General features: G+C 60.6%; 20 protein-coding genes and 1 tRNA gene. 11 read left to right on the plus strand and 10 right to left on the minus strand.

The window, feature by feature from the left end; all coding sequences use genetic code 11:
• Positions 1–24 precede the first annotated feature (24 nt).
• From trhO to GOB81_RS01435, 3 genes are read right to left on the minus strand one after another with little or no spacing between them, the layout of a single operon-like run.
• Positions 25–963, minus strand: coding sequence for an oxygen-dependent tRNA uridine(34) hydroxylase TrhO (gene trhO, locus GOB81_RS01425; protein WP_173568583.1), 939 nt, complete (start codon positions 961–963; stop codon positions 25–27).
• On the minus strand, positions 956–1,786 hold the full coding sequence (locus GOB81_RS01430) for an ABC transporter ATP-binding protein (protein ID WP_173568714.1): 831 nt from the start codon (positions 1,784–1,786) through the stop codon (positions 956–958). The genes trhO and GOB81_RS01430 overlap by 8 nt, the downstream gene beginning before the upstream one ends.
• A 28-nt stretch (positions 1,787–1,814) precedes the next feature.
• Positions 1,815–2,846: an ABC transporter permease gene (locus GOB81_RS01435; protein WP_338421283.1), complete on the minus strand. Its 1,032-nt coding sequence runs from the start codon at positions 2,844–2,846 to the stop codon at positions 1,815–1,817.
• 178 nt (positions 2,847–3,024) lie between these two features.
• Here GOB81_RS01435 and GOB81_RS01440 point away from each other — a divergent pair, with 178 nt between their 5' ends.
• Complete coding sequence (locus GOB81_RS01440; protein ID WP_173568584.1) at positions 3,025–4,455, plus strand: transglycosylase SLT domain-containing protein; 1,431 nt, start codon at positions 3,025–3,027, stop codon at positions 4,453–4,455.
• Positions 4,456–4,513: 58 nt separating this feature from the next.
• Complete coding sequence (locus GOB81_RS01445) at positions 4,514–5,059, plus strand: peroxiredoxin (protein ID WP_173568585.1); 546 nt, start codon at positions 4,514–4,516, stop codon at positions 5,057–5,059.
• A gap of 179 nt (positions 5,060–5,238) precedes the next feature.
• On the opposite strand, the gene GOB81_RS01450 is transcribed toward GOB81_RS01445, so the two are convergent.
• The 4 genes from GOB81_RS01450 to GOB81_RS01465 all read right to left on the minus strand — a co-directional run bounded on the left by GOB81_RS01450 (position 5,239) and on the right by GOB81_RS01465 (position 10,066).
• Positions 5,239–5,748, minus strand: coding sequence for a hypothetical protein (locus tag GOB81_RS01450; protein WP_173568586.1), 510 nt, complete (start codon positions 5,746–5,748; stop codon positions 5,239–5,241).
• 296 nt (positions 5,749–6,044) lie between these two features.
• Positions 6,045–7,244, minus strand: coding sequence for a radical SAM family heme chaperone HemW (hemW, locus tag GOB81_RS01455; RefSeq protein WP_173568587.1), 1,200 nt, complete (start codon positions 7,242–7,244; stop codon positions 6,045–6,047).
• A gap of 6 nt (positions 7,245–7,250) precedes the next feature.
• A complete protein-coding gene (locus tag GOB81_RS01460) occupies positions 7,251–9,248 on the minus strand; it encodes a potassium transporter Kup (RefSeq protein ID WP_173568588.1) in 1,998 nt (665 codons plus the stop codon).
• A gap of 92 nt (positions 9,249–9,340) precedes the next feature.
• The gene (locus GOB81_RS01465) at positions 9,341–10,066 is read right to left on the minus strand and encodes a YggS family pyridoxal phosphate-dependent enzyme (RefSeq protein ID WP_173568589.1); all 726 of its coding nucleotides are present in this window, start codon (positions 10,064–10,066) and stop codon (positions 9,341–9,343) included.
• A 143-nt stretch (positions 10,067–10,209) separates the two neighbouring features.
• Between GOB81_RS01465 and GOB81_RS01470 the strand changes: the two genes are divergently transcribed.
• Positions 10,210–11,070, plus strand: coding sequence for a sulfotransferase family protein (locus GOB81_RS01470; protein ID WP_173568590.1), 861 nt, complete (start codon positions 10,210–10,212; stop codon positions 11,068–11,070).
• Here the strand turns inward: GOB81_RS01470 and GOB81_RS01475 are convergent.
• Positions 11,067–12,185, minus strand: a complete 1,119-nt coding sequence (locus GOB81_RS01475; protein WP_338421284.1) for a glycosyltransferase family 2 protein — start codon at positions 12,183–12,185, stop codon at positions 11,067–11,069. The genes GOB81_RS01470 and GOB81_RS01475 overlap by 4 nt on opposite strands.
• A gap of 120 nt (positions 12,186–12,305) precedes the next feature.
• On the opposite strand from GOB81_RS01475, the gene hisG reads away from it, so the two are divergent.
• From hisG to GOB81_RS01515, 8 genes are all read left to right on the plus strand, one after another.
• The gene (hisG, locus tag GOB81_RS01480; protein WP_173568717.1) at positions 12,306–13,040 is read left to right on the plus strand and encodes an ATP phosphoribosyltransferase; all 735 of its coding nucleotides are present in this window, start codon (positions 12,306–12,308) and stop codon (positions 13,038–13,040) included.
• A 53-nt stretch (positions 13,041–13,093) separates the two neighbouring features.
• Positions 13,094–14,386, plus strand: coding sequence for a histidinol dehydrogenase (gene hisD / locus GOB81_RS01485; RefSeq protein WP_173568591.1), 1,293 nt, complete (start codon positions 13,094–13,096; stop codon positions 14,384–14,386).
• Positions 14,387–14,501: 115 nt separating this feature from the next.
• Positions 14,502–14,720, plus strand: a complete 219-nt coding sequence (gene infA / locus GOB81_RS01490; protein ID WP_010667149.1) for a translation initiation factor IF-1 — start codon at positions 14,502–14,504, stop codon at positions 14,718–14,720.
• Between the two features lie 6 nt (positions 14,721–14,726).
• Positions 14,727–15,371, plus strand: coding sequence for a Maf family protein (locus GOB81_RS01495; protein WP_338421285.1), 645 nt, complete (start codon positions 14,727–14,729; stop codon positions 15,369–15,371).
• Positions 15,359–16,468, plus strand: coding sequence for a ribonuclease E/G (locus GOB81_RS01500; RefSeq protein WP_173568592.1), 1,110 nt, complete (start codon positions 15,359–15,361; stop codon positions 16,466–16,468). The genes GOB81_RS01495 and GOB81_RS01500 overlap by 13 nt, the downstream gene beginning before the upstream one ends.
• Entirely contained in the window at positions 16,461–16,646 is a 186-nt protein-coding gene (locus GOB81_RS01505) for a DNA gyrase inhibitor YacG (protein ID WP_173568593.1), read from the plus strand. Before GOB81_RS01500 ends, GOB81_RS01505 begins: the two co-directional genes overlap by 8 nt.
• Before the next feature lie 61 nt (positions 16,647–16,707).
• A tRNA-Phe gene (locus GOB81_RS01510) sits at positions 16,708–16,783 on the plus strand.
• Positions 16,784–17,110: 327 nt separating this feature from the next.
• The gene (locus GOB81_RS01515) at positions 17,111–17,764 is read left to right on the plus strand and encodes a class I SAM-dependent methyltransferase (RefSeq protein WP_173568594.1); all 654 of its coding nucleotides are present in this window, start codon (positions 17,111–17,113) and stop codon (positions 17,762–17,764) included.
• A gap of 3 nt (positions 17,765–17,767) precedes the next feature.
• On the opposite strand, the gene GOB81_RS01520 is transcribed toward GOB81_RS01515, so the two are convergent.
• Positions 17,768–19,177, minus strand: coding sequence for a sensor histidine kinase (locus GOB81_RS01520; RefSeq protein WP_173568595.1), 1,410 nt, complete (start codon positions 19,175–19,177; stop codon positions 17,768–17,770).
• A 10-nt stretch (positions 19,178–19,187) separates the two neighbouring features.
• Entirely contained in the window at positions 19,188–19,901 is a 714-nt protein-coding gene (locus tag GOB81_RS01525) for a response regulator transcription factor (RefSeq protein ID WP_173568596.1), read from the minus strand.
• Positions 19,902–20,016 lie beyond the last annotated feature (115 nt).

Consider the following 20,016-nt stretch of genomic DNA (forward strand, 5'->3'; position numbering starts at 1 on the left):
ACCCCTGATACTGGGCGAGAGAACTTACTCCTCCGGCCCCAGATGCCGCATCCCCCGTTCCGCAGCCAGTTGGGTCTGCCGTTCGCGGTCTGCATAACGGCGACGCTGCTCTTCCGTCCGTTCATCATGACAGGCCGGACAACTCACACCTTCCTCGTAGAGAGGGGAGGCTTTGTCGTTCTCGCTGACCGGGCGACGACAGGCATGGCAGACACCGTACCGGCCCTGTTCCAGACCGTGCTTCACGGTGACGCGCTGGTCGAAGACAAAGCACTCACCGTCCCACAGGCTCTCACTTTCGGGGATCGTCTCAAGGTATTTCAGAATACCACCCTTGAGATGATAGACTTCTTCCACGCCTTCGGCTTTTGCGAAGGCGGTGGATTTTTCGCAGCGTATTCCGCCGGTGCAGAACATCGCCACTTTCGGACTGCGGCCCTGCACGACCAGTTCGTCACGCTTGGCGCGAAACCAGTCCGGAAACTCGCGAAACGTCGCAATCTCAGGGTCGAGGGCACCGCGGAACGTCCCGACCGCGACTTCATAATCATTGCGTGTGTCGATGACGATCGTGTCCGGATCAGCGATCAGGGCATTCCAATCGGCGGCCTCGACATAAGAGCCGACAATGGCGAGAGGATCGACCCCCGGCACGCCCATGGTGACGATCTCTTTTTTCACGCGCACCTTCATCCGCATGAAAGGCAGTTCCGTCGCACGAGACTCCTTCACCTCGATCCCGGCGCATCCCGGCAAAGCGCGAATATGATCCAGCACCTTGCCGATGGCCTCATCGCTGCCTGCGATGGTGCCGTTGATCCCTTCTCCAGCCATCAGAAGGATGCCCCGCACGCCAAGCGAGCAGCACAGCTTCGCCAGTGGCATACGGATCGCCTCGCAATCCTCGAAAGGCGTAAAGCGGTAAAGGGCGACAACCCTGACAGGAAGGTTCTGGTCAGACATGGGTGTTCATCGTTTCGGAATAAGCCTTGAGCACATCCTGCGTGGGACCATCCATCCGCACGCTCCCCGCCTCAAGCCAGATGATCCGGGTGCACCATTCTTCGAGGATCGAGAGCGAGTGCGATGTTATGACAAGAATATCCGCGCCGTTCACCACGCCGGCAAGCCGGGTCAGCGCCTTGTCCTGAAACCGCGCGTCACCGGCCATGAACCATTCATCCATCAGCAGGATCTGCGGCGCGATGGCCGTCGCGAGACCGAAGCCCAGACGGATGGCCATGCCGGACGAATAAAGCTTCACGGGCAGGTCCATGAAGTCGCCCAGTTCGGCGAACGTCTCCACGTCGTGCTCCAGCGCCTTCAGTTGCGCTGACCGCAGCGCCTTGTGCTGGGCCTGAAGATAGATGTTCTCGCGCCCGGTAAGAGCGGGATTCATCCCCGAATTGGTGTCGATCAGCGTCTCGACCGATCCCCGCACCATCACCATTCCCGGTTTCGCGAGATAGATACCGCCCAGCACCCGGAGCAGCGTGGACTTGCCCGCGCCGTTGTGACCGACCAGCCCGACCCGTTCGCCAGCCCGGATGGTCAGCGAGACATCGTGGAGCGCCCTCACCTCGACCACACCGGGCGTGTCCTCGCTCATTCGCACGTCACCGCCGGTAAGACCGGCTTTCCGGGTCGCAAGAGGTCGTTTGACCTTGCCGAACAGGCTTTTCTTGAGGGAGCGCGCGCCTCCGTGAAAGATCGGAAAGCTGAGCGTGAGATGGTTCAGCCGGATGAAAGCCGGTTCGGCGCTAGATACAGCGGAGGAAGGCCGCATCGGAACGGAAGAAGCACTGGTCACGCGGTCAGATCCAGAAGGCGAGCTGAGCCCGCGAGCGCGAGAAGACGAGCAGGCTGGAGAACCAGAGCAGGACACTCAGCCCGATTGCCGTGCACCAGACAGGCAGGGACGGCATCTCTCCGGTCAGCGGCTGCCGCACAATCTCAAGCAGGGAATAGAATGGATTGAAAATCAGCCACCATCCTTTTGCGCCAAGCTGCTTTCCGCTCCAGATGATCGGCGTGATGTAGAACGCGACCTGCACGATGCTGGCGACGATGGGCGGAATATCGCGGAACCGCGCGGCCACGGAGCCCAGCAGGAGACAGAATGCGAAGGCGTTCAGCGCCCAGACCGCCAGCCCCGGCAGTGCCAGCAGCGCGACAGGCCCCGGCAGGAGGCCGAAGATCGCATACACGCCGATGGGCACGACGATATTGTAGCCGAATACGACGCAGTTCCGCACCAGCACACGCAGTGCCTGCACGGAAAACGGCAGGCGTGTGGCGCGGATGGAACTTGCCGCGCTGATGAAGCAGTTGCAGGCATCCTGCGTGACACCGGCGATGCCGATCTGCCAGAGGATCATCGAGATCGACAGATACGGCAGGTAATCTTTCAGGACGATGTGGAAGAGCCTACTGTAGATCATGCCCATCGAGCCGATCATCACCGCCGTTCCAAGCGTGAGCCATAGCGGCCCCACCCGCGAACCACGGAACTGGAGGCGTATATCGAGCCAGCCCAGCGACAGGGCGAGACGCCAGAGTCGGAGCCCTTCCGCGATGTCATCCAGCGCCAGTAGCATCCGTGAGCGATGCACCAGCGGCATGAGGGGAGGCTCCGGCAGGTTGGAGCCGATGTCTCTTTTATCCGCCGTCCCTGTAGTGACGACACTCCCCTCCCCATCCGTCGGCGGCGATGCGACGATGAGATCCCCGCTGACGGGTGACACTGGAAGGGTATGGCCGGTCGTGGCGTTCATGATCTGATCGGGTAGCCCATCCTCCCTGCCAGCGGCAACTCTTCCCGCATGCCGCCGTCCCGATGTTTCCACGACTCCATCAACGCCACGATGGCGTCACAATTTGGCGCCACAGCGGGTCAGTTGGTGATGCGACGACGCCAGAACGCCGAAAATCGCGTGCATCCTGTGACGTTGGAGGATATTCCTCTCTTCCGGGATGAAGAGGACAACAGGGAGACATGCCTTGCGGACGGGGATGGATACATCAATGCACCAGGCGCCTGAGCCTTCCCCGCTGAAACACCGGCCGCCCTTTCCCTCCCCGACGGCTCTGAAAACAGTCTGGCAGGCGAGCCGTCCCGCGCGGTTACCCGCCATTCTTGGCTTGCTGGCGCTTCTCTCGGCCTGTGCCGGAGAGGGTCCGCAGTCCGACATGCAGATTCCCATCGCGCAGGAAGAGGCGCGCTATCGCGCCCATGCGAAATCCTATTATGCGCCGCCGGGATCGTCCGATGATCCGTGGGGGCCTTACATTGCCGAAGCCTCGCAGCGATTCGATGTGCCGGAAATCTGGATTCGCAGCGTCATCCAGCGTGAGTCCGGCGGCAGGCTGTATCATAACGGCGATCTTGTAACGTCCGCGCCCGGCGCGATGGGGCTGATGCAGCTCATGCCGCCGACCTATGACGCGATGCGAGACCAGAACAATCTCGGTGGCGATCCTTACGATCCGCACGACAACGTCCTCGCCGGCACCGCCTATATTCGCCAGATGTACGACATCTATGGCTCACCGGGATTCCTTGCCGCCTACAATGCGGGGCCGGGTCGTCTGGAGGATTTCATCTCGCGTAGCCGCACGCTGCCGCGCGAGACACGCAACTATGTTGCCGCCATTGGACGCGAGATCGCGGGTATCTACCCGAACAACCGCTCTCAGGCCGATCTTCTCGTAGCCAGCCATACATCAGGCCAGAACGCGGCCTACGCGGCGGCGGCGATGCCGTCAGGCACCTCGACGAACGTGCGCAATGCCTGGGCACAGAAGGGCTCGGGCACAACAGCGCAACCGGTTGAAGTGGCCGAAGCTCCCGGCACAGCGGAAGACGACACGACGCCCGTCAGTGTAGCGCCCGCTTACACACGGCAGTATGCTCCGGTTTCCCACTCCGCCGAATCGCCGCAGTCGGTCAATGCCGTGTGGGAAGCCCGCCTCAAATCGGAGGGCGACACCTCCGGTTCGACAGCCTCCGAAGAAGCGGTCCCAGTGAGCACGGCGGCTCCTTCGCAACCGGTCGTGATCAACGACAGCGCCATTCCTTCCCGTCCGTCACGCGTTCGGAACAGCGGTTTCTCGCTGACATCTCAGGCTGCGGCCGCCACCCCTTCACGAAGCATCGTGCATTCGCGGGACAATTCGGCCTCTGCGGCGGCCATGGCGGGAACACGTAACTGGGGCATTCAGGTCGGTGCGTTCAGCTCGCCGTCTCTTGCGCAGGCGGCCACGAGCCGCGCCCGGTCACGGGCCAGCAGCGACCTTTCGACAGCCCGAACGCAGATTGCCAGCGTGCGGGTGCAGCGGGGCCAGCTTTATCGCGCCCGCCTGACTGGGCTTTCCCGCTCCGAAGCGGTCGCTGCATGCCAGAGACTGGATGGCGGCGTCTCCAACTGTGTCGTTGTATCGCCGGAAGGCATCTGACATCCTGTTTCTCAAGCGGTGGCAGCTTCCCTGCCGCCACGTGAGAGGCGCTTACGAGATGACATTCTTCCGCTTTCTGGCGATCGGTCTTTTGACGGGAACAGTCATGGCGGATCAGGCCCATGCGGCACTGCCGGTCCACAGTCAGGCTCCCTCTTTCACTCTTCCGGCCAGCCTCGGCGGCAACACGTTCAGCTTCTCACTGACGGACGCCCTGAAAAAGGGACCGGTGGTTCTTTACTTCTATCCGGCGGCGTTTACGCCCGGCTGCACGATCGAGGCGCATGATTTTGCCGAAGCCATGGACCAGTTTCATGCACTCGGCGCGACCGTCATCGGTGTTTCAATGGACAAGATTGCGACCCTGAAGAAATTCTCGACCAGCGAGTGCAGGAGCCGTTTCGCGGTCGCGGCCGATACGAACGGCGCGGTTGCCACGCAGTATGATGCACGGACGCCTGACGCCACATACGCGGCGCGCATATCCTATGTGATCACTCCCGACGACCGGATCATCATGAGTTACGAGGACCGCAAGTCGGACAAGCATGTGGAGAAGGCGCTTGCGGCTCTCCAGACATGGAGACAGACACACCCTGAATAAAGGGCTGTTTCAAAAGCGCTCTTTTGGCAATCCGACGGGCGCTTTCCGCGCTCCAATGCTTACGGCCCGCACAGCCGCTTCACTTCAGTGCTCACAAACCCACGCCGGTCGCGCCCACCCTCAGGGACAGTCGCACTCAGCCGAGAGCTTTTGAAACAGCCTCTAAAGGGAAAGCTCCGTCAGCTTGTTGCCCATTTGATTTTTGTGAGAAACCACTCCAGCTCAAGCACACTCGCCAGACGTCGGCCTTCCGGGGTATCGATCATCTGCCCTCTGGCCGGGCTGGCCGGTTCGATCAGTCCCCACTGAACAAGATCCGTTCGGATCTTTTTGTCATCGTACTCATAGCCTTCAGACAGGACCGTTCGGAGACGCTTCACGATTGTCGCCAGAAGCCGCAGATCGGCGGCATGGCGCGCCAGCATCTCTTCGCGAACCTGAGTGACGGCAGCAGAGACCGCGCGCGGCACCTCGTTTTGCGGCACGAGCGGCGTGATGCTGTAACCCAGACCGCCATAACGGGCCGGATCATCCGTGGTGATCCATTTCTCCCGTCCTGAGGCTTCCACCAGCCACGCTTCCACCTTGACCTTGACGGCAGGCATCGGCGCTCCATCCAGACCGGCGGACAGGCTTTCAGCCTCCCCCCCTGCGACCAGCAGCGGTCTTTCTTCGGGGCTCTCAGGCATATCCATGCTCGACAGGGCGCTGCTCCTTTGCGGACCACTCACCGGGAACAGGCTACCGCGTCCGTTTGTTCATAATTTGGTAAACGATTCTTCTTTTCGAGCATGGGCTCCTGTCCGTCTACCCTAACAGGAACACCCAGACCGGTATTTTCAGCTACCCAAACCCATCAGACAGTAGTCTTTGTCTAACAAAAAGGCGATTCAGCCCCACTTCATACCGGTTGAGTGAGGGTGGTCAGCATGATGAGTCTCAGCCTCATTACGGCAAGAAACATGATGACTGCGCGTCATGGTCCTCAGACGACCAGTCGCGGCAGGATCGCCTCCAGCCTCAGACGCCCGGAAGCCGTCGCCCTCAGACCGCCCTGCGGAAGATGCTCAAGGTAGCCTTCCTCAAGACAGAGCCTCAGCGTGTCCGCATCAATCGCATCCATCAGGCGGCAGCCGGTTCTTTGCTCAAACAGCGTGGCATCGACACCTTCCGTCAGGCGAAGACCCATCAGCAGCATTTCACGGGACCGGTCCAGCAGGCTGAGCGCTTCCGCGCTGGTTTCGCCTGAGCCGCTACGCTCAACCTTTTCAGCCCAGATTTCGGGTGCGCGATGCCTGCGCGTCGCCAGCAACTGCCTGTCGATCGTCAGGCGGCCATGCGCACCGGGACCGATCCCGAGATAATCGCCGTAACGCCAGTAAGTGAGATTATGGCGGCTTTCCGCGCCCGGAACGGCATAGTTGGAGACCTCGTACCCCGACAGCCCGTGACGGGCGGCCACGTCCGCCGTATCCGCATACAGTTCAGCCGACAGATCCTCGTCGGGCAACACCAGTTTGCCCTGCCGGAAAAGCCCTTCGAACTTCGTCCCCTGTTCGATGGTCAGCTGATAGAGCGAGATGTGGTCCGCCACGAGATCAAGCGCCTGACCCAGTTCCGCCTTCCACTCTTCCCGTGACTGACCCGGCCGCGCATAGATCAGATCGAAGGTGACACGGGGAAACAGGCCGCGCGCCAGTTCGAGGGCGTGTATGGCCTGCCCGGACGAATGCTCCCGCCCCAGCATGGCCAGCGCATCGTCGCGCAGTGACTGCACACCCAGCGAGACACGGTTCACTCCCGCCTCGCGAAAACCCCGTAGCCGACCGATCTCAACGCTTGTGGGGTTGGCTTCCAGCGTAATCTCGATATCGGGGGCGGCCTCGAACAGAGCGCGGGCATCGGCGATCAGAGCCGCCACGCCGTCAGGCGGCATCAGGGATGGTGTGCCTCCCCCGAAAAAGATGGAGGTCAGCCGCCGACGCCCGAGACGCACCGCTTCGTGCGCCAGTTCCATCCGGAGCGCTGCAATGAAGCGTTCGGACGGAATCCGTTCCCTCACATGGCTGTTGAAATCGCAGTACGGGCATTTCGCCAGACAGAACGGCCAGTGGATATAAAGCGCCAAAGCCTCTCCGCAGGACGGAGAGGCTTTCTGGTCGGCGAAGGAAAGGGTTTTATCCACGGCTCCTCAGATGGCGACCTTCACGCCAAGTTCTACGACGCGGTCCATCGGGATGCGGAAGAATTCCGTGGCAGGCGTCGCATTGCGGGCCATGAACATGAAGAGCGCCATGCGCCAGCGCGCCATCTTCGGCACCGAAGAGCGTGCAATCAGCTCCCGGGAGATGAAGAAGGATGCCTGCGTCGGGTCGAAATCGACGCCGTTCGCCTTCAGGTCTTCCAGTGCGCGCGGGATGTTAGGCGTTTCCATGAAGCCGTAGCTCAGGACCACGCGATAGATGTCGTGCGCCAGTTCTTCCACCAGCACACGGTGGCCGCGATCGGCCTCCGGCTGATCCAGATTCTGGATGGTCACGAACAGAACATGGTCGTGCAGCACCTTGTTGTGCTTGAGGTTGTGCAGCAGGCAGGGTGGTACGAAATCCGGTGTCGCGGTCAGAAAGACGGCCATGCCGGGCACACGGATGGTGCGAGACTGCGGCAGACGGGCAATGAAGGACCCCATCGGCAGGCTGTCCTGTCCCTGACGGGCGATGATGAGACTGCGACCGCGCTTCCATGTCGTCATCATCAGCGTGAGGACGCAACCGAGCATCAGCGGCACCCAGCCACCATCCGGGATCTTGAGGGCATTGGCCGAGAAAAATATCGCGTCGATGAGCATGAGCGGAATGAACGTGGCGTAGACCGCCTGCGCCGACCAGTGAAAATGCTTGCGAAAAACGATGAAGCACAGGCCTGTCGTGCAGATGAATGTGCCGGTGACCGCGATACCGTAAGCGGCGGCCAGTGCGTCTGAACTGCGGAACGCCACCACCAGCAAGAGCGCACCGACCATCAGGAAGCGGTTGAAGTCAGGGAGATAGATCTGCCCCTCTTCTTCAGCGTTCGTATGCACGATCCGCATACGCGGCAGGTAGCCAAGCTGAATGAGCTGGCGACAGACCTGAAAGCCTCCGGAAATTCCGGCCTGACTGGCGATGACGGTCGCGAAGGTGGCGAGGATCACCAGCGGAACCTGCATCGCCTGCGGCGCGAGCATGAAGAACGGATTGGCCAGTGCGGTCGGATCGCTCATCACCAGCGCGCCCTGACCGAAATAGTTCAGCACCAGCATCGGCAGCACGAAGAACAGCCACGCATAGCGGATCGGCTGCCGCCCGAAATGGCCCATGTCGGCGTAAAGCGCCTCGGCACCGGTCACGCACAACACGACCGACCCCAGCGCCATGAAGGACACCGTGCCATGATGAAAGACGAAAAGGATCGCGTAGAGCGGTGAAATGGCCAGCAGGACGCCGGGGTGATGCATCACCTCGAGAAATCCCATCAGGCCCAGCGAGCCGAACCAGAGCAGCATGACCGGCCCGAAGATCGCGCCCACCTTGCCGGTTCCGAGCCATTGCACGCTGAACAGCCCGATGATGACGGCAATCGCCATCGGGATGACGAAATCATGCGCGCCGGGGAGGCTGACCTCCACACCTTCGATGGCGGAGAGAACCGAGATGGCCGGCGTGATGATGCCGTCACCAAAAAACAGACAGGCGCCGACGATACCGACCAGACCAATGATAATCCGCATCCGCGTGTCGGTCGTCACACGCTGGGCCAGGGAGGTGAGCGCCAGAATACCGCCCTCACCATTATGGTCGGCCCGCATGACCAGCAGCACGTATTTGACGGTGACGACGATGACCAGCGTCCAGAAGATCAGGCTCTCGATCCCGAGGATCTCGGAGTTCTGGATCGGATGGTGACCTGAGACGACTTCGATGGTGGAGCGCAGAGCGTAAAGCGGGCTCGTTCCGATATCGCCATAAACGACACCGAGCACACCCAGCAGAGCAGCGAAACCGACGGGTGGCGCCTCATGCTGTGGCTGGTCCGCGCCGAATTCGGTGATTTTGGACTGCCTGGATGCCGCCGGACCATGCGGGCCTCCGGGCGCATCGGGAGAAGACGCCGCACCGTGATCGGTCGACGATGTCTCATTTCCAGTCATGCTTCGCGTTACACTCCTTCGCGCGGCACCTTGGTCTCGCCATGAGCCGCCCGCGCCATCGGAAAATTCTGCCAGAGACTTACCGGTTCGGATCAGGTGCCCGCAAGTCCTGCGGGACGGTGACCGAAGATGGCTGTCCCCACACGTACGAGCGTTGCACCCTCGGCAATGGCCTGTGGGAAGTCCGCCGACATGCCCATTGATCGCACGGAAAGACCATGCTCGTCAGCAAGAGCCGTGAGGAAACGGAAATGCGGACAGGGGTCCTCGCCAGCGGGCGGGATGCACATCAGCCCCCTCAGCTTGCTCCCGAAGCGGGCGACGCTTGCCCGGATGAAAGCATCGGCTTCCTCACGGGGAACACCGAATTTCTGCGGCTCGTCACCCGTGTTCACCTCGATCAGCAGATCGGGCAGCCGCCCTTCCTGATCCGCGGCCCTGAGCAAAGCATCCGAGAGGGGAGCACGGTCGAGGCTCTCGATCATGTCCGCGATGCGTACGGCGTCACGCGCCTTGTTGGTCTGCAAACCACCGATGAGATGCAACCTGAGATCGGGGTAGCGCTCCCGGAGTTGCGGAAACTTGGACATCGCTTCCTGCACGCGGTTCTCACCGAACACGCGCTGCCCGGCCGCGAGCGCCGCCTCAACCGCTTCGAGCGGGTGGAATTTCGAGACGGCCACCAGCGTGACGGTTTCCGGCTTTCTGCCTGCGTCGCGGGCTGCCTGCGCGATCTGCTCACGCACGGCTGCCAGTGCGCTGGCGATCTCTCCGTGCCCGGTTCCGGCGCTTGCCACGCCAGATTGTGAATCAGTCATGTCCCGCACATTGCTCCTTTGTGACCTACCGTCAAAATGTCGCACTCCGAAGACACCACACGCTCACAAACAGTAACAACGTGAGCAATTAACACGCCTTTCCCAGAGTGTTATCTGTCGCGTGGAAAGAAGGCTGACACCCCATGCAGGTATTCTCACCCAGAAAGCAGGTGATTGTCGTACTCGGCGCACGCAGCGGCACGTCTGCCCTGAGCGGGGCATTGTCCCTGCTGGGCGCAGGATTACCACAGAACCTCATGCTGGCGAACTGGGCCAATCCGAAAGGATATTTCGAACCGCAGGACATTGCCGCCCTGCATGACGAAATTCTCGCCTCGGTCGGCAGTTCATGGTCGGACTGGCGCGTGTTTCCGAAGGACTGGTTCCAGTCCGCTGCCGCAGAGCACTACGCCACGAAGCTGACGGTGATGTTCCTCAATGATTACCAGAACGCTGAGGGCGTCTGTATTCTCAAGGAACCCCGGATATGTCGCCTGCTGCCGCTGTGGGAGACCGTGTTCCGGACGGCCAATGTCATGCCGCTCTACTGCTTCATCGACCGCGCACCGGCCGAAGTGGCGGCTTCGCTTGCCGCCCGTGACGGTTCGACGATCGAACAGGGGCTACTCTATTACATCCGCAACCATATTGAGTCGGAGCAGGACACGCGCGACGCCCCCCGCGCCTTTGTCAGCTATGATGCACTGCTTGACGACTGGCGCGCCGTCATCGGCAGGGCCGGACGTGAACTGGATATTCCTTTCCCTCTGCACGGAGCCGCCGCCGCCGAAGTGGACGGTTTTCTTGAGCGCGGCCTGCGACATCAGACAGTAACCGTCACGCATGACCGGAACTGGATCGAGGCGCTCGCGGACACCATCCATCATGCCTTCACGCTGCTGGCGGACGATCCATCCGATCCCGTCGCTCTGGCCATGATGGATCATGCCCGCGTTGTTTTCGCGATGCGGGAAGAAGAACTCACCCAGCAGGCAACGGCCTAATCCAGCCTGCGCCCCTCCCCCATGCCGAAGGCGAGGTAATGATAGAACGCCTTCATGCCTGAGGCCGTGACGTCAGGATAAAGGGCAAGGTAAGCCGCAGCCTCGAACGGTCGCGACTGTTCAACGCGGCCATTCTTCACCTGCACCAGTTCCACCAGATCGTGCGGCTCATCCGGCTGCGCCACCGTTTCCGTGCCGAAAAAATTATTACGTACGCCCAGAGCGCGGAAATGGTTCAGAACGCCGGGAAAACGGAAATACACGCCATCCGCCGCGAACCGGGCGTGATAATCAGCTTCCGTCATGAAAAAATAATCGACGAGGTGATGACCGGGGCCGTCGTAATTCCGGAGTGCCGCCCTGTCGGCCACGTTCACCCGGTCGCCAAGCTTTCGTTCCGCATGCTTGAGCAGCATTGGAAAAGGTTTGTGGTGCATGTGCAGATAGGCCAGCCGGGTTTCGATCACACCCTCCGCCATGCGTGAGGTGATGGCGTGATAACCGAGGTCCACGTCGCCCACCGTTCCCTTTGCGACGAACCGCTTGGGAAAATCCATCGGCATGAAGCAGCCCGGCACACCCGGCACGTTTCCCGGATTGAAACGCAGTTGCATGGGGCGTTGCTCGTCCCTCAGTTCGTTGAGAGCGGCATGAATATCGGCTCTGGAACAACTGAAGCCGTTATCGGTGTAAACAGCGAGAAATTCATCGCAATCGACCGGAATGGCGAAGTCGTAATCGCTCGTCGCATCCCAGAAGGTGATGATCTGACGGGCATATTCCCCTTTCGCTTCGAAGTCCGAAGCCCGGCGCTGTTCGAGGTCGGTCGGCCTGCCCAGCCCGCGAAAGATGCGGACGCCAGCCTGTTCATATTGCTCCAGCGTTGCCAGCACGGACGGTTCAATGGAGCCGTTATCCAGCACGACAAGATTCTCGAAACCGAAGAGATAGCCGTAATGACGCAGCCATGGCTCCAGCAGCAGCGTTTCGTCCCGCTGCATCATCACGCATTTCACCCGCGCCATCCGCGCACCATCCCGATCATCCGCGTCGCAACGCCCACTCCAGCCAACACCGGCACCCTGACCTGCACCGGTTAAGACTCTCTTCCGCACCCGTTCGGGTTCCGGTTTTGGCGGCATCCCTACTCTATGGTAAATGCCGCAGCGACCACCCCTGAAGGCCGCCCTTCGCGGCCCTGGCCCGGCGTTACGCCGGACGACCCGGAGTATCAGATGAAAGCCGACCGGACCACGGATCTTCCTGCGAACGCCCCTGTCACCACTGGCGCGCCGACGCATGCGGGTCATCATCCGGATGACATGCTGGTGCTCGCCCTGCCCAAAGGCCGCATTCTCAAGAGCGCCGGACCGTTGCTGAAGAAGGCAGGGATCATCCCTTCGCCGGACTGTCTCGATGAGAGCAGTCGTCGCCTGCGATTCTCGACCAACGATCCGAAACTGGATGTTGTGCGCGTGCGCTCCTTCGACGTTGCAACCTTCGTAGCACAGGGCGGCGCGCATCTGGGGATCTGTGGCGCGGACGTGATGATGGAGTTCGACTATCCGGAACTCTACGCGCCACTCGATCTCGGGATCGGCGGCTGCCGGGTTTCCGTCGCAAGCCCCGCTGCCGATGACCCGGACGAGGACTGGACGCGCTATTCGGAAGTGCGCGTCGCCACGAAATATCCGTCCCTCACACGTCGTCATTTCGCGGCACGCGGCGTCAATGCCGACATCGTGCATCTGCATGGCGCGATGGAACTGGCCCCGATGCTCGGCCTGTCACGCGTGATCGTCGATCTGGTGGACACCGGTTCGACGCTGCGCGCCAATGGGCTGCGCGAGGTGGAAACCATCGCCCACATCACGAGTCGCCTTGTAGTGAACCGTACCGTGCTGAAGACTCGCCCGCAGGAAATCGCCGGGCTTATCGCCCGTTTCCGCGATGCCGTCACCGCTGCCTGATTCACGGCCAGAGACAAGAGCCCAGATACAAGAGCTGAGACACAGAGAGCATCATGAAACGCCTCGACACACGCTCCGCCGACTTTGAACCCGGTTTCGTCGCCCTCCTTGCCGACCGTGAGACGGAAAGCGGGCGGGTGGACAAGCCTGTCGCCGCCATCCTTGAAGATGTGCGCACCCGTGGCGATGCCGCCGTCTGCGAACTGACCGCCAAATTCGATCGTCTGGACCTGACGCCTGAGCGGATGTCCATCACGGCGGACGAAATTGAAGCTGAGACAGCCCGCGTTCCACAGGATCAGATGGCGGCGCTGGACGTCGCGGCGACCCGCATAGAAGCCTTCCATCGCGCTCAGTTGCCGAAGGACATGGAGTTCACCGACGCCGACGGCGTGACGCTCGGCCAGCGCTGGAACGCACTCGACGCGGTGGGCCTGTATGTTCCGGGCGGCAAGGCAGCCTACCCCTCCTCCGTGCTGATGAACGCCATTCCCGCCCGCGTCGCGGGCGTGGAACGTCTCGCCATGTGCGTGCCGACGCCCGATGGCATACTGAATCCACTGGTGCTGGCAGCGGCCAGACGCGCGGGCGTGACCGAGATTTACCGTATCGGTGGCGCGCAGGCTGTCGGGGCGATGGCTTTCGGCACAGCGACCATCCGCGCGGTGGACCGCATCGTCGGCCCCGGCAACGCCTATGTCGCGGAGGCCAAGCGACAGGTGTTCGGGCGCGTTGGCATCGACAGCATCGCCGGGCCCTCCGAGGTTGTGGTGGTGGCGGACAACCGGAACAATCCACGTCTGGTGGCGCTCGACCTGATGGCGCAGGCCGAGCATGACGAGCTGGCACAGTCGATTCTCATCACCGACGATTGTACGTTTGGGGATGCCGTCGCATCCGCCATCGACACCGAACTGAAGACGCTGACCCGTTCAGCCATCGCCTCCGCGAGCTGGCGCGATTTCGGCGCGATCATCGTCGTCGCCGACTGGACGGAAGCCACGAAGCTGGTGGACCGGATTGCACCGGAGCATCTTGAACTGATGCTGGACGATCCCAGGTCAGTGTTCGCGAAGGTAAGGCACGCCGGAGCGGCTTTTCTCGGCCGTTTCTGCCCCGAAGCCGTGGGCGATTATGTCGGCGGTCCGAACCATGTGCTGCCGACATCGCGGACGGCCCGGTTCGCCTCCGGCCTGTCGGTCTATGACTTTCTCAAGCGGACGACCTACATCGCCGCTGACCGGGAAGCTCTGGAAAAAATCGGTCCTGCGGGGGTTACACTGGCCAACGCGGAAGGTCTGGAAGCGCACGCACTCAGCATTTCGGCGCGCCTCAACAATTCCTGACACAGCAACACTCAGCCAGAACTTGACCGGGAGGCATGGGCGCGGCCATAAGACCGCCCTTGGCCTGCGGGTTCATTACAAGAAAGACGACACCATATGATAAGTGGAAGCCACGATGTCTAAAGAGGACATGATCGAGTTCAGCGGAACTGTTACGGAGCTGCTGCCTAACGCCATGTTCCGCGTCAAGCTCGACAACGAGCACATGATCCTCGCCCACACGAGCGGAAAGATGCGCAAGAATCGTATCCGCGTGCTGGCTGGCGACCGTGTGAGCGTGGAGATGACGCCGTATGACCTGAGCAAGGGTCGCATCACCTTCCGCTTCAAGTAAGACCGCGTGCCGGGACTTTCTGACAGCCCGGACAGCGGACCGGAGAGCGGGATCCTGCCTCCTCGCCTGATCCTTGCTTCCGCTTCTCCCCGACGGCTTGCTCTTCTGGAGCAGATCGGGCTGAAGCCGGATCGCATCGAGACCCCAGACATCGATGAAACGCCTGCAAAGGGCGAACTGCCGCGCCCTTATGCCGAACGACTGGCGCGGGAGAAGGCCGCCGTCGTGGCAGCACGCACGCAGGAACCGGCACTGATTCTCGCTGCCGACACGGTCGTTTCATTAGGACGCCGCATCCTGCCGAAAGCCGAGGACCGCAAGACCGCCGAGTCGTGCCTCCGGCTGCTTTCCGGACGACGCCACACCGTCATCACCGCCGTTGTCATCCAGCCGAGCGCTGTCTGGACGGCTGGCACCACGGCACTCCGTGTGGTGGAGACAGCCGTCGCCTTCTCCCGTCTGACGGATGCACAGATTCTGGGGCTGCTCGACGGCGGCGACTGGGAAGGCAAGGCTGGCGGCTACGCGCTTCAGGGGCAGGCCGCGTCCTGCATCCGCTTCGTGTCCGGCAGTCCTTCCGCCGTGATCGGCCTTCCCCTCTTCGAGACGGCGCAACTCCTGCGCGGCCAGAAAGGCCCGTGGCTGCCGTGAAAGGCACGCTGCGGGTCGCCTGCTCTCCCGGCGAGGCTCGGATTGCGATCTTCGAACAGGGCGAGTTGCTGGATTTCGGCATCTGGACGCCGGGTTTTTCCGATCATCTGGGCGACGTATCCGTCGGGCGCGTCACGGCCCTGGTCCCAGCTCTTGGTGGCGCTTTCGTCAATATCGGTCTGAATGAGGCCGGTTTTCTGCCAGTGCGCGAAAATGAACCGCCGCTTCACGAAGGTGAGGCTGTGGTGGTCAGGCTGATCCGCTGCGGTATGAGCGGCAAAGGTCCGCGCCTGAAACGGGAGCATGATATTCCGGCTCCCGCTGGCGATATAGGACTCCTGACTGCTGGCCCCTCTCCTCTTGAAGATATGGCGAAGCGATGGGACGGAGAGATTCTGGTCGATGCGCCCGCGTTCACGGCCCGCATCCCCAGCGCTCTGCGTGAACGGGTTCGTCTCGTGTCGAACGCGTGGGACGATGAAATTCATGATGCGGTCGATATGCTGCAAGCACCGGAAATTGCGCTGCCCGGCGGAATGACCGCGACCATCACCCCCACCCCGGCGCTGGTCGCCATCGACATGGATACGGCGGCCGCATCCTCGGCACAGGGCCTGAAGCAGACAACCCAGTTCGCTCTCAACCGTACAGCCTTACCCGCACTCGTGCGACAGATCTGTCTGCGAAACCTGTCAGGAGCCATCCTGATTGATCCGGCGGGGCTCTCCACACGCAAGAGGCAGGCGTTACGCGAGTCCGTGGACCTGGCGCTGAAAGCTGACCCGCTGAGAGCCCGCTGCCTCGGCATCACTGAGCTTGGGCTGGTGGAGATTGTGCGCTCGCGGATACGTCCGCCACTGCACGAAATCATGGGGAGCCCGCATGGGCGTGCCATGGCAGCCCTGCGTGACGTTGTGGCCTGCTGTGCGGGGCAGCCTTCGGTTCGCCCGGCGCTTGATGTGGGGCCGGGGCTGGTCGATGCTTTTTCGGTGGATTCGCTTGCTGTCGCAGATGTGAGCGTATGGTGCGGCTATCCGCTGAGCCTGCGGAGTAATCCGGCTCTTCCTTCGCTATCATGGAGCGTTGTCAGTGGCTGACGTCCCCACTTGCCCGATCTGTGGAAAACCGACAGTCACGGCTTTCCGACCCTTCTGCTCCCGGCGGTGCGCCAGCATCGATCTGGGGCGCTGGTTTTCCGAGGATTATCGGGTTCCCTCCGAGCCTTCCGACGAGTCGACAGAAAATTCTGTGGAAGAAGATGACCTCCCTGCTTGATCTTCTTTTCAAGCCGCGTTAAATGCTCCCCACACCAGACAGCAATGACTGCTGGACCGGTGCCCAAGTAGCTCAGTTGGTAGAGCATGCGACTGAAAATCGCAGTGTCACTGGTTCGATCCCGGTCTTGGGCACCACTTAAACACCCCAAATAAAATACAAAACCCCTTAGCTTATAAATACTTGGGTTAATCTGCCTGTTATTCCAACACGGTACTCAGGCAGAATATTTATGGCAGTAAAATAAAACAATATACATTTATATTGTTCCTGATTATTTGCCGCTGTCAATAATTCCCAATTTCATTCTGGTGCAGGGACAAGTTATTCTTGTCGCCCTCAAACTCGATCACATTCCTGTCAAAATTTAATATCATTGATTCAAAAAAAATAATTAGGAACTTTTTTGCTCTTACATCATAATAATCGCCACTTGTATCGCGAGAGGCGGCAGTAACCTGATCATGAAGCACAACGCCGTCCCCAAAAGTGTCTTTCGTGAAAGACGCTTCGTGATCGTACTCAACCTCATCCGCGACATCATTGAACGAAAGGGATTCTGTAGAATCGTCGATTTAGGCGGGACACCGGATTACTGGCTCAACTTCGCCGAATTCCAGAATCTGTCAGCCGTTTCCATCTCGATCGTCAATCGGGACTTTTATCCCAACACGGATCCCCGGATACAATTTGCAGTCGGAGACGCCACAAACATGGCGTCTTATGCCGACAACAGCTTCGATCTGGTTCATTCGAACAGCGTGATTGAGCATGTCGGTTCATGGAAGGCCATGAAGGACATGGCCCGTGAAGTCAGAAGACTCGCGCCTGTTTATTATGTACAGACACCGAATTTCTGGTTTCCTTACGAATTTCATTCAAAATGTATCGGGTTTCACTGGTTGCCCAAAGCAATACGCATGCAACTGGTCATGAACTTTGCCTGTGGGTATTATCCACGCGCCAAGACCCGTGCAGAAGCTCTCGGCTATGTCGAGGATGCTGATTGCCTGAGCCACCATCAGATGCGCTCCCTCTTCCCGGATGCCCGCATCCTGGGGGAACGTTTTTTTGGTCTCAATAAAAGCTGGATGGCAATACGAAGCCCCGCAGCGTGACGCTTACACCGCAGGCTTTGCAATCTCGTTCGCGGGAAACAGCACCAGAAAACAGGCACCCCGGTCCGGATGGCCGGGATCAGCATCCAGAATCCTGAGTTCAGCGTTATGAAGACGCAGAATTGAGGCTACCAGACTAAGACCGAGACCGCTGCCGCGAATGTGCCGACTTTTATCCGACCGGTAAAACCGCGTCAGAACGGCGTCGCGCTCATCCGGATGAATCCCGATGCCGGTGTCCATGACCGCCACGAAGGGGTGGGCATCGCTCACGCCGACAGAGACCCGAACCCGCCCCCCTTCAGGCGTAAACTTGATCGCATTATCGACAAGATTGGCCAGCATCTCGATCAGAAGGTCACGGTCACCGCGTGTGTTCACCGACACATCTGATTCCGGAAAGAGCAGTTCCACACCTTCGCTTTCCGCAATCGGTTCGTAGAGATCGATGATGTCGCGCGTCAGGGCTGCAAGATCGATCGACGTGAAGGCATCCCGCCCCTTGCTGTTGTCGATCTCCGCCAGCCGCAACAGCGCCGTGATGATGGCAAAGCACTGATCGAGATTGTCGAGTGCCCGTCCGATGGCGATTTGAAGTGTTTCAGCCGAGGCGCCCTGCGGTCCCGACACGGCGCGCTCCAGTCCGGCCCTGACACGGGCGAGCGGCGTACGCAGATCGTGCGCGATATCGTTGCCGACATTTCCCATGTCGCGCATGAGTTGCTCAAGCCGGTCAAGCATCCGGTTCACGCTGGCGGCCAGACGCTGCAATTCGTCCTGTTGCGTCCCGGTGGGCAGACGCTCGTGAATATCGCCCCGCATGATCCGGTCTATGGCTTCGTGCATGTCCTTCACACGAGCAAGAGCGCGATGGCTGAGCCACGTCCCCGCGAACAGGGCGAAGAGCACGATCGGCACGAGCGTAGTCAGCGAGGCGCGCCTGAGCATCAGTTTCTGCTCGTTCAGAAAATGCAGGCTCCGACCAAGCACGAGAACGCGGCTGTCAGGCATCCGGGCGGCAAGAAACCGCAAAGTGTAAGGGGCCCCTTCTTCCGGCTCCATGACGACATTGTGCAGTTGCCCGTCAGCAACCAGCCCTTCCGGCCAGACATGCAGTTCTCCCGTCACGGGCTGGTGCGAAGCGGTAAAAATCCCTGCCTCATTCACGACCAGTCGCAAATCATCGGTCGAACGCTCGCGGATGACGTAATCCAGATGCTCAGGCGACATGGCCAGAAGAAGCTGCATCTCCCGGTCCAGCACCTGACCGGAACGCCGAAACTCCAGTGTCGTCATCTGGCTGTACATCAGACAGAACTGAACCGCGATCGCCCCCAGCATCGCCAGCGCGAACGCCAGACCGAGTTTGAAGCGGGCCGTCCTGAACAGTGCAAAACGATCGCTGACCGGCATCAGGACGGATTCACTCTGGCGCCTGAAGCGTGAATCCGGCTCCGCGGATACTGTGGATCAGCACCGCTTCCCCGGCAACATCGACCTTGCGGCGCAACTTGCCGATATGCACATCGACCAGATTTGTCTGCGGCGTGAAACGATAGTTCCAGACCTCTTCAAGCAACATCGCACGGGTGAGCACCTGCCCCGGACGGCGCATGAGATATTCCAGCAGACGAAACTCACGCGGCAACAGCTCGATCTCACGCTCGCCACGCATGACGGTACGGTCGATGAGATCCATGCTCAGCGGCCCAACCCGCAACACAGTCTGGCGACTGTCATCAGGACGACGCAGAAGCGCCTCGATGCGGGCAACCAGTTCCTCCATGGCGAAAGGCTTGGTCAGATAATCGTCGCCACCTGCTTTCAGGCCACTGACCCGATCATCGACCGCCCCGAGAGCCGACAGAACCAGAACCGGCGTACGGACACCCTGCCCGCGCATGGTTTCGATCAGCGAGAGACCGTCCATCCCCGGCAGCATGCGGTCAACAACCATCACATTATGGGTGCCGGAACAGGCCTGCTCCAGTCCCGTGTCACCTGTTTCCGCAAGCGTCACCGCGAAGTTGCGGCTTTCCAGTTCTCCGACGATCTCGACGGCAATGTCCCTGTCGTCCTCGACGAGAAGAACACGGATTTCGTCCAAACCTGTTGCGGTACCGGCCATATCAGTCATGCCTCCATCGATGCCCCGGCGTCCTGGACACGACCATTAAAATCCCTTTCATGGAGACGCATCCGTACGCTGCGGAAGGCCCCATGCACATGATATCGTCTCTTCATGTGAAGCG

Origin of the sequence: Acetobacter conturbans (genome assembly GCF_011516755.1) — a bacterium.
Classification (GTDB): Bacteria; Pseudomonadota; Alphaproteobacteria; order Acetobacterales; family Acetobacteraceae; genus Acetobacter; species Acetobacter conturbans.